This is a genomic window from Micromonospora yangpuensis (assembly GCF_900091615.1).
In the GTDB taxonomy this organism is placed as follows: domain Bacteria; phylum Actinomycetota; class Actinomycetes; order Mycobacteriales; family Micromonosporaceae; genus Micromonospora; species Micromonospora yangpuensis.
Map to the genome: position 1 here is coordinate 4,525,056 of NZ_FMIA01000002.1, position 14,786 is coordinate 4,539,841.

The window sequence follows — 14,786 nt, forward strand, 5'->3', positions numbered from 1 at the left end:
CGGGACTCCGCTGCGCTACGTTCCTCGCGCTCATCAGAGCCTGCCTTCATTCGCGACTGCGGGACTCCGCTGCGCTACGTTCCTCGCGCTCATCAGAGCCTGCCTTCATTCGCGACTGCGGGACTCCGCTGCGCTACGTTCCTCGCGCTCATCAGAGCCTGCCTTCATTCGCGACTGCGGGACTCCGCTGCGCTACGTTCCTCGCGCTCATTAGAGCGCCCCCTTGGTGCTGGGGATGGCGCCGGCCGAGCGGGGGTCCAGGGCGGTGGCCTCGCGCAGGGCCCGGGAGACCGCCTTGAACTGGGCCTCCACCACATGGTGGGCGTCCGGGTGACCGCCGGGACGGGCCGCGCGCAGGACGTCCACGTGCAGGGTGATCCGGGCCGCCTGGCCGAAGGACTCCCAGATGTGCCGGGTCATGCTGGTCGGGTAGACCGGGCCGATGTACGGCGCGAGCACCGGCTCGTCGTGCAGCACGTACGGCCGTCCGGAGAGGTCGACCGCCGCCCGGACCAGCACCTCGTCCATCGGCACGGTGGCCGAGCCGTACCGGCGGATGCCGGCCTTGTCGCCGAGCGCCTGGTCGAAGGCGGCACCCAGGGCCAGCGCGGTGTCCTCCATCGTGTGGTGGGCGTCGATCTCCAGGTCACCCACGGTCCGTACGGTGAGGTCGAAGCCACCGTGCCGGGCGATCTGGTTGAGCATGTGGTCGTAGAAGCCGACCCCGGTGCCGATCTCGGCCTTGCCGGTGCCATCCAGGTCGATCTCGACGAGCACCTTGGTCTCGTTGGTGATCCGCTCCACCCGGGCGCTACGGCTCATGGTGATTCACCTTTCAGAGGGGCGAGTTCTGCCATCGCGGTGAGGAAGGCGTCGGTCTCGGCGGGGGTGCCGGCGGTGACCCGCAGCCAACCGGGCAGCCCGACGTCACGGACCAGCACCCCGGCGTCGAGCAGGGTCTGCCAGGCGGCCCGCTGGTCACCGTCGACGGAGAAGAGTACGAAGTTGGCGTCGCTGTCGGCCACCGTGCGCCCCTGGGCACGCAGCTCGGTGACGATCCGGTCGCGCTGTGCCTTGATCGCCTCGACCGTGCCGAGCAGGGCCTCACGGTGGGCCAGCACCGCCCGGGCGGCGGCCTGGGTCAGCGAGGAGAGGTGGTACGGCAGGCGGACCAGACCGATCGCCTGCACCACCGCCGGGTCGGCGACCAGGTATCCGAGCCGGCCACCGGCGAAGCCGAAGGCCTTGCTCATGGTCCGGGTGACCACCAGCCTGGGGTGGCCGGGCAGCAGGGCCAGGGCGCTGGCCGTGCCGGCGCGGGCGAACTCGCCGTACGCCTCGTCGACGATCACCATCCCCGGTGCCTCGGCCACCACCGCGGCGATCACCGCCGGGTCCAGCGCGGTGCCGGTGGGGTTGTTCGGCGAGCAGAGGAAGATGACGTCGGGGGCGTGCTCACGGACCCGGGCCACCGCCTCGTCGACGGTCAGCGAGAAGTCGGGCCCGCGCGTCACCGGCACCCACCGGGTGCCGGTGCCCAACGACAGCAGCGAGTGCATCGAGTACGTCGGGACGAAGCCGAGCGCCGTGCGACCCGGCCCGCCGAAGACCTGCAGCAGCTGCTGCTGGATCTCGTTGGAGCCGTTGGCCGCCCACACCTGTGCGCCGGTGAGCCCGTGGCCGAGATACCCGGCCAGGTCGGCGCGCAGCCCTTCGGCGTCCCGGTCCGGATACCGGTTGAGGTCCCGCAGCTCGGCGGCGAGGGCCTTGGCGATCGCCTCGGTGACCTGCTCGGGCACCGGGTACGAGTTCTCGTTGGTGTTCAGCCGCACCGGCACGTCCAGCTGCGGCGCCCCGTACGGGGACAGCCCGCGCAGGTCGGCGCGGATCGGCAGGTCGTCGAGGGTGGTCGGCCGCCTCACGCCGACACCTCCGGGAACCGTGCCTGGACCGCCTGGCCGTGGGCCGGCAGGTTCTCCACGTTGGCCAGGGTCACCACGTGCGGGGCCACCTCACGCAGCGCCTCCTCGGTGTACTCGACCAGGTGGATGCCGCGCAGGAACGACTGCACCGACAGGCCCGAGGAGTGTCGGGCGCAGCCGCCGGTGGGCAGCACGTGGTTGGAGCCGGCGCAGTAGTCACCGAGGGACACCGGCGACCAGGCGCCGACGAAGATCGCCCCGGCGTTTCGTACCCGCAGCGCCCACTGCCGGGCGTCGCGGGTCTGGATCTCCAGGTGCTCGGCGGCGTACGCGTCGACCACCCGCAGCCCGGCGTCGAGGTCGTCGACGAGCACCACGCCGCTCTGCTCGCCGCCGAGGGCGGTGCCGACCCGGTCGGCGTGCTTGGTGGCCGGCACCTGCCGGGCCAGCTCCCGGTCGACCGCGTCGGCCAGCTCGGTCGACGGGGTGACCAGCACGCTGGCCGCCAACGGGTCGTGCTCGGCCTGGCTGATCAGGTCGGCGGCGACGTGCGCCGGGTCGGCGGTCTCGTCGGCCAGGATGGCGATCTCGGTCGGGCCGGCCTCGGCGTCGATGCCGACCGTGCCGCGCAGCAGCCGCTTGGCGGCGGTGACCCAGATGTTGCCCGGCCCGGTGATCATGTCGACCGGCGCGCAGCGGCTGCGACCGTCGGCGTCGGTGTCCGACCCGTACGCCAGCATCGCCACCGCCTGGGCGCCACCTACCGCGTAGACCTCGTCGACGCCGAGCAGCGCGCAGGCCGCCAGGACCCGGGCGTCGGGCAGGCCGCCGTTCTCCTGCTGGGGCGGGCTGGCCACGACCAGGCCCTCGACGCCGGCGGCCTGGGCCGGCACCACGTTCATCACCACGGTCGACGGGTACATCGCCAGCCCACCGGGGACGTACAGCCCGACCCGTCCGACCGGCACCCAGCGTTCGGTCACCGTGCCGCCCGGCACCACCTGAGTGGTGTGGTCGGTGCGCCGCTGGTCGGCGTGCACCGTACGGGCCCGCGCGATCGACTCCAGCAGCGCGGCGCGTACCTGGGGGTCGAGGGTGCCCTCGGCCTCGGCGATCGCCTCGGCGGGCACCCGCAGCTGGTCGGGGGCGACGCCGTCGAAGCGTTCGCTGGCCGCCCGGATCGCCGGGTACCCATGGTCGCGCACCGACTCGACGACGGGACGGATCCGCTCGACGGCCACCGAGACGTCGAGCTGGGCACGGGGCAGCAGGCGGCGGGGATCACGCACCGCGCCGCGCAGGTCGATCCGAGTCAGCACGCCTGCGAGTCTAGGCGGCCCGGCCGACGACCACCCGGACCGCCCGCACCGCGGGACGCGTGAGCCGGGCCACGTCGCTCTCGATCGCGCGGGCTAGGCTCGACAGCGTGACTGCTCGGCTGCCGGTGTTCCCGCTCGGGACGGTGCTCTTCCCCGGCCTGGTGCTGCCGCTGCACATCTTCGAGGAGCGCTACCGCGCCCTGGTCCGGCACCTGGTCGAGCTGCCCGAGGGTCAGCCCCGGGAGTTCGGCGTGGTGGCGATCCGGGCCGGCTGGGAGGTCGCCGCCAGCGGGCCGGGTGGTGCGGCGCTGGCCAACCCGGACGTGAGCCTGCACGAGGTGGGCTGCACCGCCGAGGTGCGCCAGGTCACCGAGCTGCCCGACGGCGGCTTCGACCTGGTCACCGTGGGGCGTCGCCGGTTCCGGCTGCGTGACGTGGACGGCCGGTCGGCGCCTTACCTGACCGCCGAGGTGGAGTGGCTGCCCGAGCCGACCGGCCCGGACGAGTCCACCGCCCTGCTCGCCGCCCGGGTGATCGCGGTCTTCCGGCAGTACCTCACCCTGGTCCGCGCCGAGGACGAGGAGCTCTCCGAGCAGCTGCCGGAGGATCCCACCGTGCTGTCACACCTGGTGGCGGCCACCGCGGCACTGACCGTGGGCGACCGGCAGGAGCTGCTCGCCATCGACGACACCGCCGCCCGGCTCCGGGCCGAGCTGCGGCTGCTCAACCGCGAGGCGGCTCTGCTGCGCCAGGTCCGGGCGGTTCCGGTGCCGTTGTCGGAGCTGGCGGCGCCACCGACCCCCAACTGACCTGGTCCACCCCACCCGGCCCACCCGACCAGAGCGGGGGCTCCGGCTCCGGGTGCAGGGACGGCCACCGCGACCAGCCGGCCAGCAGGGTGTACGTCACCGCCGCGCCGAACGCGACAAGCAGTACGTTGCCGTACGGCACGGGCAGCACCCCGAGCACCCGCTCCACCCCGCCGGCTCGCAGGTCGACCGGCCGTTCGAAGGCCTGCCCCGCCGGCGCCTCGGCCAGCAACCGCTGGTAGGTCGACCAGCCGATACGCCGCCCCACCTGCCACGCCACCAGGGCGGCACCGATGCCGCCCACGGTCAACGCGACCAGGCCCGCCGGGCCACGCAGGCGGCGCAGCAGGAACCACAGCCCGATCGCGGCGAGTATCCCGAGGCCGAGCGCGAGCAGGCTGAACCAGCCGTCGGCGGCGATCGGCTGCTCCGGCTGCGGTTCGGCGTAGATCGCACCCTGCGCTGTCTTGATCACCGGAGTGGCGGGGGCCAGCCGGGCCCAGAGCAGCCCGAGCGGTACGCCGAGCAGGGTCAGCCCGGCCACCACCGCCCCGACCAGCCCGACGACGCGCCGCAGCGGCAACCGTGGCTCGTCGAAGCGCAGCTCCAGCCAGCTCCGGTACGCCCCGGGCACGCCCGGCGGGTAACCACCCACACCCCCGCCCGGCACGGCGGCGGCCGACGGATCAGCGGCCGACGGAGCGGCAGAAGCCGGAGCGGCAGAGGGCGGATCGGCGGAAGCCGGAGCGGCGGAGGGCGGATCGGCGGAAGCCGGAGCGGCGGAGGGCGGATCGGCGGAAGCCGGAGCGGCGGAGGGCGGATCGGCGGAAGCCGGAGCGGCGGAGGGCGGATCGGCGGAAGCCGGAGCGGCGGAGGGCGGATCGGCGGCCGACGGCAGCGGGGCGCCGGCCGGGTCGACGGGCGGCACCCGACGATCGGGGTCGAAAGTAGCCGGACTCACCTCGTGATCCTCTCAGGCCACCGAGTTCCCCGGATCCCCGGTGACCGACACCGACGCCAGGTCCCTGCGGGTCAGTGCGCGAAGGGCTCCAGCATCACCGAGGCGGCCCGCAGCCAGGCCTGCCGGGTCTCCGGCTGGAGTTGGTGGTATTCGATCGACGAACCGGTCTCCAGGGCCGGGTCGTACGGCACCACGGCGACCGCCCTGGTCCGGGTGGCGAAGTGCCGCTCCAGGTCGGTCTGCAGGGTGGAGCGCCCCGGGGTCGGACACGAGATCAGGGTGACCGCGTTGTCGGCCAGCTCGCCCATGCCCACCTCGTGCAGCAGGTCCAGCATCCAGTCGGCGCTGAACGCGGCATCCTCCCGGGGCACCGTGGTGACCACCAACTGGTCGGCGGCCTGCATCACGGTGCGCCAGTTCGGGCTCTCCACGTTGTTTCCGGTGTCCACACAGACCACGTCGTGGGTACGCCGCAGCAGCTCCAGCACCCGCTTGACGGTGTACTTGTCGAGCCGCTGGGCGAACCGGGGACTCTCCTCCCCCGCCAGCACGTCGTACGAACCGTCGGAGGCGTGGCGGAGGTAGTCGTCCAGCTGCTCCAGCAGCGGAGCGCCGTCCAGGATCTCGATCTGGGCCAGGTCGGTGACCAGGTGCCGGATGGTCCGGGCGTGCCGGGCGCTGCCGGCGCGCAAGCCGAGGGTGCCCCGCAGCTCGTTGTCGTCCCAGGCGAGCACACCACGGCCCCGCACGCTGCCCACGGTCGCCGCGGCCAGCACGGTGGCGGTGGTCTTGTGCACCCCGCCCTTCGGGTTGGCGAAGGCCAGCACCCGTGGGGTGCCGAGGTCCCGGCGCAGCACACCGGCGGCCCGGTCCACCTCGCTCTCGGCACTCTGTGCACGCCACTCGATGCGGGGGGCCGGATAACCTCGCTCACCCACCACCGCCGCCCCCGCCGACTGGGGCGCGGACGGGGACGGTGGCGCAGCCGGGGGCGGTGCCACGGCCGGGGGCGGCGGTGCCGGTGCGGCCGGGGGCTGAGGTGTCGACAGCGGCTGAGGCGGAGTCGCCGAGGGCGGCGCCGGTGCGGGTGGCACCGGGGCCTGGTAGGCGCGCTGCCGGTACCCGTTGTCCAGCAGGGCGTACCGGGACTCCACCGGCGGTTCCGGGCGGTAGCCGTTGTCCAGCAGGGCGTAGCGGGACTCGGCCGCCCCGTCCCGGACCGGCGGATCGGCCGGCGACGGGTCGGGGCGGTACGACGGTCCGGCCCGGGACGCGTCGAGGCCCGACGTCCGCTCCCGCCGGGACAGCGCCTCGCCCCGGGACGCCTCCGAACGGTACGACGGCTCGCCCCGGTGGCCGGGCTCCGGCTGGTGCGGACGCTCCGGCCGGTACGACGGATCAAGCTGGTACGACGGATCCAACTGGTACGACGGGTCCGACCGGTAGGACGGGTCGGACGGGTAGGACCGGTCCGACCGGTACGACGGGTCCGGTCGGTAGCTGGGCTCGGCCCGCTGCGGCGGCTGCGCGCGGTAGGTCGGCTCCGCCGGGTGACCCCGCTCCGCGGGCGGGCCGGCATCGGACCGGCCACCGTAGCCGTTGCCGGAACCGCGTCGGGGCAACGGTTCCGGCGCGACGGCCGGCTCGTCGGCGCGGTGGTCGGTCTCCGGCTCGGCATGGCGACCACCGAGTCGGGCGCGGTCGAGCAGCGCCCGCCAACGCGGTGCTGGTTCGGCCGGCCGACCCCAGCCGGTCTCGCTGCCGTCCACGGCTCGCCCTCCCAGCACCATCGGATCCCGCCTGACAGGCTACGAACCAAACCCTATTCGGGCCACACCGGTCCGCGCACCTTCCCCCGTGGACGAGCTGTCCCCCCGACGTACGGCCGAACCGCCGCTCGGCCCATCAGCCGAGGTGGACAGGGCCGTTCAACCCCCTGGAACTGGTCCTTCAACCCGGCCGGCGGCACCACGCGGCGGGCACCGCCAGCCACGAACCGACCACGCTACGGGATGCCCCGTCCACCACGTGGCCGGCCACCTGGCTAGTCACGCAGGACGTCGAGGGCCTGGTCGAGGTCGGCGGGGTAGTCGCTGACGAAGGTCACCTGCTCGCCGGTACCCGGATGCACGAAGCTCAGGGCGCGCGCGTGCAGCCACTGCCGGCTGAGTCCCAGCCGGGCGGAGAGGGTGGGGTCGGCGCCGTAGGTGATGTCTCCCACACACGGGTGCCGCAGGGTGGAGAAGTGCACCCGGATCTGGTGGGTCCGACCGGTCTCCAGGCGTACCTGCAGCAGGCTCGCCGCCGGGAACGCCTCGATGGTGTCGTAGTGGGTGACGCTGGGCTTGCCGTCGGAGACCACCGCCCAGCGGTAGTCGTGGGTGGGGTGGCGGTCGATCGGGGCGTCGATGGTGCCGCGCAGCGGATCCAGGTGCCCCTGCACCACCGCGTGGTACTGCTTGTCCACCTCGCGGTACTTGAAGGCCCGTTTCAGCGCGCTGTACGCCGACTCGCTCTTGGCCACCACCATGATCCCGGTGGTGCCGACGTCGAGCCGGTGCACCACCCCCTGCCGCTCGGCGGCGCCGCTGGTCGCGATGGTGTGGCCGATCGCGGCGAGCCCGCCGATGACCGTCGGCCCGGTCCAGCCGGGGCTGGGGTGGGCGGCGACGCCGACCGGCTTGTCGACCACCACGATGTCGTCGTCGGCGTGGACCACGCGCAGGCCGGGCACCGCCTGCGGCACCACACTCGGCGCGGCGACCGGGGCGGGCAGGGTCACCTCCAGCCAGGAACCGGCCTTGACCTTGTGCGAGTTCGGCCGGGTGACCCCGTCGACCAGGGCGTCGCCCGCGTCGACCAGGGCCGCGGCGGCCGTCCGGGAGAACCCGAGCAGCCGGGACACCGCCTGGTCCAGGCGCATCCCGTCCAGGCCGTCCGGCACCGGCAGGGAACGCTGGTCACGATAGGTGCTCACGCGCGCCCCCGCTCCTGGGCCGGGCCCGCCGGGCTCCGGTCGTCATCGCTGTCGGTCTCGGTGTCGGTGGTCCGGCCGCCGCCGCTGATCCGGGTGCCGTCGCGCTGCCGGCCGGTCAACTCCAGCAGCACCGCCAGGATCACCCCGCAGACCAGGGCGCTGTCGGCCAGGTTGAACACCGGAAAGACCTGCCCGTACGGATGGAACGGGCTGATCATGTCGACCACGTGACCGAGGAAGTGCCCGGGCGCGCGGAAGATCCGGTCACCCAGGTTACCCAGGGCCCCGCCCAGCACCAGACCGAGCGAGACCGCCCAGGGCAGCGACCGCAGCCGCAGCGCCATCCACCCGATCCAGACCACCACCCCCATGGTGATCACCGGGAAGATCCAGGTGTAGTCGCCGCCCAGCCCCCAGGCCGCCCCGCTGTTGCGGACCAGGGTGAGGTAGATGGCGCCGCCGAGCAACCGTATCGGCTCCCGGTCCTGCAGGGCCGCCAACGCCCAGTGCTTGGTGAGCTGGTCGGCGACGAGCAGGAACAGGCCGAGGCCGAAGAGGGTCCCCACCGCTGCGCGACGGGCTCTGCCACCCGCCGGCTCAGCGTTGGATGACCCGGCGGGCGGTGCTGCGCTCATCTGCTCCCCATCGACACTCTCGGCGGTGACCGGTCACCGGTGGTACCGGCTGCCGGGGAGCGGTGTCAGCGCCGCTCCTCCAGCTGCTTGCAGCTCACGCAGAGGGTGGCCGACGGGAAGGCGGCAAGCCGCTCCACCGGGATCGGGTTGCCGCACCGCTCGCACCAGCCGTAGTGGCCCTCGTCGAGTCGCTCCAGGGCCCGTTCGACCTGCGTGATCCGCTCCTTGATGCTGTTGGCGAGAGAGATCTCCTGCTCCCGCTCGAACGTCTTCGTCCCGGTGTCGGCCTGGTCGTCGCCGGCCGAGTCGGTCAGCCGGTCGCGCTGCAGCTCGGTGATCTCGCTCAGCGTCTGATCGTACTCGGCGCGCAGCTCGTCGCGGCGTGCCGCCAGGGCCGCCCGGATCTTCTCGGTCTCCGCGGTGCTGCGGGTGGGCTTCGCCACCGGCTTGCGGCCGGCAGTCCGGGTGTCGGCTGGCTTCGCCATCGTCAGCTCCCTCGGCCGCGGAGTCCGCAGCGGTCGGCGGTGCCTGCGGGGCCACGCCGGTCAGGCATGTCCCCCGGGTACGAAAAGGGGCACGCGGCACGACGGCCGCGTACTCCGGAGGTTGGCAAGAATACGGAACGTAGGCCTGTTACGACAACGTGCCGAACCGGCTCACCGCGATCCCGCCGCGATTAACCCCTCATCGGGGCAAAAAGTACGCTAGCAGCTGTTTGTCCTGGTCGGCGGCGTACTCGCCGAACCAGCGGACCAACCGGTCGGGCGCCGGCCGACCACGGTCGACGTCCCCCGGCGGGACAGTCCGAGCCGGTGTCCGGCTTACGGCGGGGATCCGTCCCTGAGGCGGGACACCAGCTCGGGCAGTCCGGCCGGTGGACGGTCGACGCGGAAGAGCTTGTCCCGGCTGGCGGCGCCGGTGCGCAGGGACACCGCCGCCGGCCGTACGCCGCACGCGTCGGCCAGGGCCCGCCGGGCGGCCTCGGTGGCCCGGCCGTCCACCGCCCGGGCGTGCACCGCGACCACCAGGGCCGGTCCGTGGGGACCGTCGAACCGACCGCCGACCCGGGTCCGGGAGGCACCCGGTTTCACCCGTACGGCGATGGTGAACATGTCGTCGACGGGAGCCACCGGGTGCTGCGCTCAGTACGGCTCGGCGGCGGCGAGCAGGACGGTGTCCGGGCAGCAGAGACCGCACGGGGTGAAGCCCAGCTCGACGGCCTCGGAGACCGCCAACTCCTCGGACTCCCGATCGACCAGGTGCGGACAGTCGGCCAGATGGTAGCGGGGTCGGCCGTCGACCACCCGCACCTCGACGTGCAGCCGGGCCACCAGCGCGGAGTCGGCGAGGCTGACCGGTTGGGCGTCCGGCTCGTCCGCCAGCGTGTCGAGGCCGGCCAACCCGGCGGCCTCGGCCAGCGCGGCGTCGTCGACCAGGGCGGCAGCGTCGGTAAGCGCGGTGTCGCCGGTCAGCGCGGTGCTGTCGCCGGCGGGACCGGCACCGCTGGCCGGGCCCGCACCACTGGTCGGGACGGCGTGGGCGGCCGACGGATCGGGGTACGCCGACAGATCGTCGTCACCCGACCTCGGTACGGGGGCGACCACACCCGCCGGTGCCGCCGGGCCGGCAGCCGGCCGGCCCGGCGTGACGTCGACGTCGTCCGGCCACGGTTGGTCGGACGCGGCACGGCTCGACCAGGCCTCGTCCCCGACCGCCCACGGCTCGCGGTCGACGTCGGCCGACCAGGGGCTCGGGTCGGCCGGGACCGGACCGGGGTCGGCCATCGGGAGATCGGGTGGTTGCCGCCACCCGAGGTCATCGGTGTCGACCGGCTGCGGGCCCCGCCCGAACGGCCCAGGGCCGACCGGGTCGTGGTCGACCGCCCGTTCCGGTACGGCGTACTCCGGCGGTTCCGGCTCGACGGCGTCCTCGGCGGGCGGACCGCCGGGGGGCACCGGGGACGCCCGGTCCGTCGACGCGCGGGCAGCGACCGCCTGGCGGGCACCAGCCACCAACGCGACGGCGGCCAACAGGCTGGCCGCGATCGAGGTGACCAACAGCGCACTGGAGCTGCCGGCCAGGCCGACCACCAGCAACGCCACCGCGAGCAGGATGAGCAGCAGACTGGCGACTAACAAAGCTCACCCCCGCCGCGTCGGGCCGGCTCGGTGGTCGACGGCCGCGCTCCGGCGGCCGTCGACCGGTGGATCAGCGACCGGATTCGAGTGCGCCGGCGCGACCGCCGTAGGAGCCGGCGAGACCGGCCGCGGCGAGACCGTTGCCACCGCCGACCGCCCGGCTGCCGTCGGCCCGGGTCAACTCGGCCTCGACGCTCTGCCCGCGACCGTCGAGGTCACGCAACTGGCTCTCCAGGTAGGACTTGAGCCGGGTCCGGTACTCCCGCTCGAACTGCTTGAGCTCCTCGATGTGCTTGCTCAACGCGGTCCGCTTGGCGTCCAGGCCACCCATGGCCTCCTGGTGCCGCTGGCGGGCGTCCCGCTCCAGCGCGTCGGCCTTCGCCCGGGCCTCCCGGGTGACCTCCTCGGCCTTGGAACGGGCCTCGGAGAGCAGCGAGTCGGCCTCGCGACGGGCGTCGGAGACGTGGTCGTCGGCGGTGCGCTGGGCCATCATCAGCACCCGCAGCGCCTGCTGCTCACCGTCACCGGTGACGGCCGGCCCACCGGCGGAGCGGACCTGCTCCAGCTCGGCCTGCATCGCGCGGGCGGCCTGCTCGGCGGCGGCCTTGTCACGCTGCACCCGGTCGAGCTGGGCCTTGACGTCGTTCAGCTCGGCCGCGAGGCGCGCGTCACCGCCGGGACCGGCGGGCGCTCCACGGCCACCGCGCTCCACCTGGGCGCGCAGCTCGTTGTTCTCCTCTATCAGACGGGCGAGCTCGCGCTCGACCTCGTCCAGGAAGGCGTCGACCTCCTCCTCGTCGTACCCCCGCTTGCCAATCGGCGGCTTTTTGAAGGCGACGTTGTGCACGTCGGCCGGGGTCAGCGGCATCGAAACTCCTCGGGTCAGTTGCGGCCGCGTAGCGGGCTGGACCTGCGGGTCTGCTTCACCCGAGGATCAGCCGCTTCAACACGAACTCCATCAGCACGAACAGGATAACCAGGAGCACAAGGGAGGCCAGGTCGATGCTCACGGTACCAATTCGCAAGGGAGGGATCACACGCCTCAACGCCTTGAGGGGTGGATCAGTGACGCTCCACACGGATTCCAGTCCCGCCGAGGCACCCCGACCCGGCTGCCAGCGGCGCCCGTACTGGAGCACCGCGCTCAGGACAAACCGGGACAGAAGAAGGAGCAGGAAGACATAGAGGATCAGATAAAGGACTTGGAGCAGGATCGACAACACGGTAGGCGACGTCCCTCGGTCGGGTGATCTAACTGAGGCTGAAGAACCCGCCCTCGGCGATCTTGGCCTTGTCTTCTGCGGTGACCTGGACGTTGGCCGGTGAGAGCAGGAACACCCGATTGGTCACGCGCTCGATCGTACCGCGCAGCCCGAACGCCAGACCGGCGGCGAAGTCCACCAGACGGCGGGCGTCCGACTCATCCATCTCGGTGAGGTTGATGATCACCGGCACCCCGTCGCGAAAGTGCTCACCGATGGTGCGCGCCTCCCGGTACGTGGTGGGGTGCAGGGTGGTGATCTGGTAGCGCTGCTCCTCCTCGACCACCGGCGCCCGCTCTCGGGCCTGGGCCTGCGGAGCCAGGGCGAGGTTGTCCCGGGTGTGGTAGCTCAGGCCGCCGGAGTTCTCGCCGCCACCCGGCCGGGTGATGGAACGCACGCTGGCCCGGTCGAGCCGCTCCGGGCGTTCGGGGCGCTCCGGCCGGTCGGTGTCGGCCCGTTCGCCGTCCAGGGCACGCGCGGTGGACCGCTCGGCGAGCCGGCCCCGCTCACCGGCGCGCGGTCGCGGCGCGGGCGGCTCGTCGGCCTCGTCGTCGTCCTCGTCGGCGAACTCCTCGGCATACCGGCTCTGCCGGTACCGCGAGTCACGGTAGCCGCCCTTCTCGTAGCCACCGTCGTCGTAGGGCCGCTCGTCGTCCTCTTCCACCAGACCGAGCCAGACCCCCGCCTTGCGCAGTGCACCCATCCCGCGCCCTTCCGTCCGCCGTGCGGCACGTGCCCCCATGCCGTGTCGCATGTCGCGAGTGGACAACGGGTGTCCACCAGAGCGGAACGACCGTCCCCGGCGTGCGGTTCGCGTCCCGCCCGCCGTGCCCCCGGACAATGGGAAGCCGTTCCGTAAACAACAGCGATGTAATTTATTCTCCCGCAGCCAGGCTACCGCAGCGTGGGACGCATTCCGAGCAACGCGCTACCGACGCGGACCTGTGTCGCGCCGTGGGCGATCGCGATCTCCAGGTCACCGCTCATCCCGGCGGAGAGCGCGGTGGCCTCCGGATGGTCCGCCCGGAACGCCGCGGCGACCTCGGCCAACCGGCTGAACGCCCGCTCCGGTGCCCAGCCCAGCGGGGCCACCGCCATCAACCCGGTCAGCCGCAGCGCCGGCGCCGCCGCCACCGCCTCGGCCACCGGCCCCAGCCCGGTGTCCGGATCGGCGGAGTCCGGCACGGCCCCGCCCCGGTCCGGGTCGGCGTCGATGCTCACCTGCAGCAGGACGTCCAGTGGCCGGTCCCGTGCCGCCGCCGAGGCGGTGGCGAGCGCACCCACCAACCGGACCCGGTCGACCGAGTGGACCACGTCGGCGTAGCGGACCACCGAGCGGCACTTGTTGCGCTGCAACTGACCGACGAAGTGCCAGCGGGGACGTACCCCGGCCGCCGCGACCTCGGCGGCCTTGCCGGCCGCCTCCTGGTCACGGTTCTCCCCCAGGTCGTGCACCCCGAGGCCGGCCAACGCCAGCACGTCGTCGACCGGGTACGTCTTGGTGACCGCGATCATGGTGACCGTGTCGCGGTCCCGGCCCGCGGCGGCGCAGGCGTCGGCGATCCGGGTCCTGACCCGGGCCAGCCCGGCGGCGAGTTCGGCCCGCCGGTCGGGCCGTACCGTGCTGTCCTTGTCGGTCATCGACGCCGCTCAGGATCCGTTCTTGAGGAAGTCCGGCACGTCGACGTCGTCGAAGAGCACCCGACGCGGCGACTGGGTGGGTGGCGACATGGTGGCCGGCGGCGGCGTGCTCGGCGGAGCCGGCTGGTTCTGGTTGGTCTTGCGGGGCGGCTCGGCGGTCTTGTACGCCGGCACCCCACCGTCGAAACCGGCGGCGATCACGGTGACCCGCACCTCGTCACCGAGCGCGTCGTCGATGACCGCCCCGAAGATGATGTTGGCGTCCGGGTGGGCCGCGTCGGTGACCAGCTGCGCCGCGTCGTTGATCTCGAACAGGCCCAGGTCGGAGCCGCCGGCGATGGAGAGCAGCACCCCGCGCGCCCCGTCCATGCTCTGCTCCAGCAGCGGGCTGGAGATGGCCGCCTCGGCCGCCTCGACGGCCCGGTTCTCGCCCCGGGCGCTGCCGATGCCCATCAGCGCGCTGCCGGCCCCGCTCATCACGCTCTTGACGTCGGCGAAGTCCAGGTTGATCAGGCCGGGCGTGGTGATCAGGTCGGTGATCCCCTGGACACCGGAGAGCAGCACCTGGTCGGCGGTGCGGAACGCGTCCATCATGCTGATGTTGCGGTCACCCAGGGCCAGCAGCCGGTCGTTGGGGATGACGATCAGCGTGTCGCACTGGTTGCGCAGCTCGTCTATCCCGGACTCGGCCTGCACCTGGCGGCGCTTGCCCTCGAACGAGAACGGCCGGGTCACCACGCCGATGGTCAGCGCGCCGAGCTTACGGGCGATGTTCGCCACCACCGGCGCGCCACCGGTGCCGGTGCCGCCACCCTCACCGCAGGTGACGAAGACCATGTCGGCGCCCTTGAGCACCTCCTCGATCTCGTCGCGGTGGTCCTCCGCGGCGTTCTTGCCCACGTCCGGGTTGGCGCCGGCGCCGAGCCCCCGGGTCAGTTCGCGGCCGACGTCCAGCTTGACGTCGGCGTCACTCATCAGCAGCGCCTGCGCATCGGTGTTGATCGCGATGAACTCGACGCCCTTGAGCCCAACCTCGATCATGCGGTTGACGGCGTTGACGCCGCCGCCACCGATGCCGACGACCTTGATGACCGCCAGATAGTTGTGCGGAGGTGTCATCTC

16 protein-coding genes are annotated in these 14,786 nt (G+C 73.0%); 1 reads left to right on the forward strand and 15 read right to left on the reverse strand.

Translation table 11 applies throughout. From position 1 onward, the window contains the following. Positions 1–210 precede the first annotated feature (210 nt). From hisB to hisD, 3 genes are read right to left on the reverse strand one after another with little or no spacing between them, the layout of a single operon-like run. Complete coding sequence (gene hisB, locus GA0070617_RS20385) at positions 211–822, reverse strand: imidazoleglycerol-phosphate dehydratase HisB (RefSeq protein WP_091441049.1); 612 nt, start codon at positions 820–822, stop codon at positions 211–213. Beyond that, on the reverse strand, positions 819–1,922 hold the full coding sequence (locus tag GA0070617_RS20390) for a histidinol-phosphate transaminase (protein ID WP_091441052.1): 1,104 nt from the start codon (positions 1,920–1,922) through the stop codon (positions 819–821). The genes hisB and GA0070617_RS20390 overlap by 4 nt, the downstream gene beginning before the upstream one ends. Further along, positions 1,919–3,241, reverse strand: coding sequence for a histidinol dehydrogenase (gene hisD, locus GA0070617_RS20395; protein WP_091441055.1), 1,323 nt, complete (start codon positions 3,239–3,241; stop codon positions 1,919–1,921). The genes GA0070617_RS20390 and hisD overlap by 4 nt, the downstream gene beginning before the upstream one ends. Positions 3,242–3,348: 107 nt before the next feature. On the opposite strand from hisD, the gene GA0070617_RS20400 reads away from it, so the two are divergent. Continuing rightward, the gene (locus GA0070617_RS20400) at positions 3,349–4,050 is read left to right on the forward strand and encodes an LON peptidase substrate-binding domain-containing protein (RefSeq protein ID WP_091446792.1); all 702 of its coding nucleotides are present in this window, start codon (positions 3,349–3,351) and stop codon (positions 4,048–4,050) included. On the opposite strand, the gene GA0070617_RS20405 is transcribed toward GA0070617_RS20400, so the two are convergent. The 12 genes from GA0070617_RS20405 to ftsZ form a co-directional block, all read right to left on the reverse strand. Continuing rightward, a complete protein-coding gene (locus GA0070617_RS20405; protein WP_425312214.1) occupies positions 3,965–4,948 on the reverse strand; it encodes a DUF2567 domain-containing protein in 984 nt (327 codons plus the stop codon). The genes GA0070617_RS20400 and GA0070617_RS20405 overlap by 86 nt on opposite strands. 134 nt (positions 4,949–5,082) lie before the next feature. Beyond that, entirely contained in the window at positions 5,083–6,780 is a 1,698-nt protein-coding gene (locus GA0070617_RS20410) for a MinD/ParA family ATP-binding protein (protein WP_373868314.1), read from the reverse strand. Between the two features lie 275 nt (positions 6,781–7,055). Next, positions 7,056–7,934 carry an RluA family pseudouridine synthase gene (locus tag GA0070617_RS20415; protein ID WP_091446794.1) on the reverse strand — a complete coding sequence of 293 codons (879 nt, stop codon included), beginning with the start codon at positions 7,932–7,934 and terminating at the stop codon, positions 7,056–7,058. 50 nt (positions 7,935–7,984) lie between these two features. After that, the gene (gene lspA / locus GA0070617_RS20420; RefSeq protein WP_091441066.1) at positions 7,985–8,623 is read right to left on the reverse strand and encodes a signal peptidase II; all 639 of its coding nucleotides are present in this window, start codon (positions 8,621–8,623) and stop codon (positions 7,985–7,987) included. 65 nt (positions 8,624–8,688) lie between these two features. Further along, on the reverse strand, positions 8,689–9,108 hold the full coding sequence (locus GA0070617_RS20425) for a TraR/DksA family transcriptional regulator (protein ID WP_091441069.1): 420 nt from the start codon (positions 9,106–9,108) through the stop codon (positions 8,689–8,691). A 336-nt stretch (positions 9,109–9,444) separates the two neighbouring features. After that, positions 9,445–9,735: a DUF167 domain-containing protein gene (locus GA0070617_RS20430; RefSeq protein WP_091441073.1), complete on the reverse strand. Its 291-nt coding sequence runs from the start codon at positions 9,733–9,735 to the stop codon at positions 9,445–9,447. Between the two features lie 30 nt (positions 9,736–9,765). Then, positions 9,766–10,761 (reverse strand): hypothetical protein, encoded by a 996-nt coding sequence (locus GA0070617_RS20435; protein ID WP_091441076.1) that lies wholly within the window; start codon positions 10,759–10,761, stop codon positions 9,766–9,768. A gap of 70 nt (positions 10,762–10,831) precedes the next feature. Continuing rightward, positions 10,832–11,629: a DivIVA domain-containing protein gene (locus GA0070617_RS20440; RefSeq protein WP_091441079.1), complete on the reverse strand. Its 798-nt coding sequence runs from the start codon at positions 11,627–11,629 to the stop codon at positions 10,832–10,834. Between the two features lie 55 nt (positions 11,630–11,684). Further along, entirely contained in the window at positions 11,685–11,984 is a 300-nt protein-coding gene (locus GA0070617_RS20445; RefSeq protein ID WP_091441083.1) for a YggT family protein, read from the reverse strand. Positions 11,985–12,012: 28 nt separating this feature from the next. Next, a complete protein-coding gene (locus GA0070617_RS20450) occupies positions 12,013–12,726 on the reverse strand; it encodes a cell division protein SepF (protein ID WP_091441087.1) in 714 nt (237 codons plus the stop codon). A 191-nt stretch (positions 12,727–12,917) separates the two neighbouring features. Then, positions 12,918–13,664 (reverse strand): YggS family pyridoxal phosphate-dependent enzyme, encoded by a 747-nt coding sequence (locus tag GA0070617_RS20455; RefSeq protein WP_091441091.1) that lies wholly within the window; start codon positions 13,662–13,664, stop codon positions 12,918–12,920. Between the two features lie 9 nt (positions 13,665–13,673). Next, the gene (gene ftsZ / locus GA0070617_RS20460; protein ID WP_091441095.1) at positions 13,674–14,783 is read right to left on the reverse strand and encodes a cell division protein FtsZ; all 1,110 of its coding nucleotides are present in this window, start codon (positions 14,781–14,783) and stop codon (positions 13,674–13,676) included. Between the last annotated feature and the right edge of the window lie 3 nt (positions 14,784–14,786).

What these genes read in the sequence shown, in the direction of transcription:
- hisB (WP_091441049.1), bottom strand. Translation starts at nt 822, where the DNA reads ATGAGCCGTAGCGCCCGGGTGGAGCGGATCACCAACGAGACCAAGGTG.
- GA0070617_RS20430 (WP_091441073.1), bottom strand. Translation starts at nt 9,735, where the DNA reads ATGTTCACCATCGCCGTACGGGTGAAACCGGGTGCCTCCCGGACCCGG.
- GA0070617_RS20440 (WP_091441079.1), bottom strand. Translation starts at nt 11,629, where the DNA reads ATGCCGCTGACCCCGGCCGACGTGCACAACGTCGCCTTCAAAAAGCCG.
- GA0070617_RS20415 (WP_091446794.1), bottom strand. Translation starts at nt 7,934, where the DNA reads ATGCGCCTGGACCAGGCGGTGTCCCGGCTGCTCGGGTTCTCCCGGACG.
- GA0070617_RS20450 (WP_091441087.1), bottom strand. Translation starts at nt 12,726, where the DNA reads ATGGGTGCACTGCGCAAGGCGGGGGTCTGGCTCGGTCTGGTGGAAGAG.
- GA0070617_RS20425 (WP_091441069.1), bottom strand. Translation starts at nt 9,108, where the DNA reads ATGGCGAAGCCAGCCGACACCCGGACTGCCGGCCGCAAGCCGGTGGCG.
- ftsZ (WP_091441095.1), bottom strand. Translation starts at nt 14,783, where the DNA reads ATGACACCTCCGCACAACTATCTGGCGGTCATCAAGGTCGTCGGCATC.
- lspA (WP_091441066.1), bottom strand. Translation starts at nt 8,623, where the DNA reads ATGAGCGCAGCACCGCCCGCCGGGTCATCCAACGCTGAGCCGGCGGGT.
- GA0070617_RS20455 (WP_091441091.1), bottom strand. Translation starts at nt 13,664, where the DNA reads ATGACCGACAAGGACAGCACGGTACGGCCCGACCGGCGGGCCGAACTC.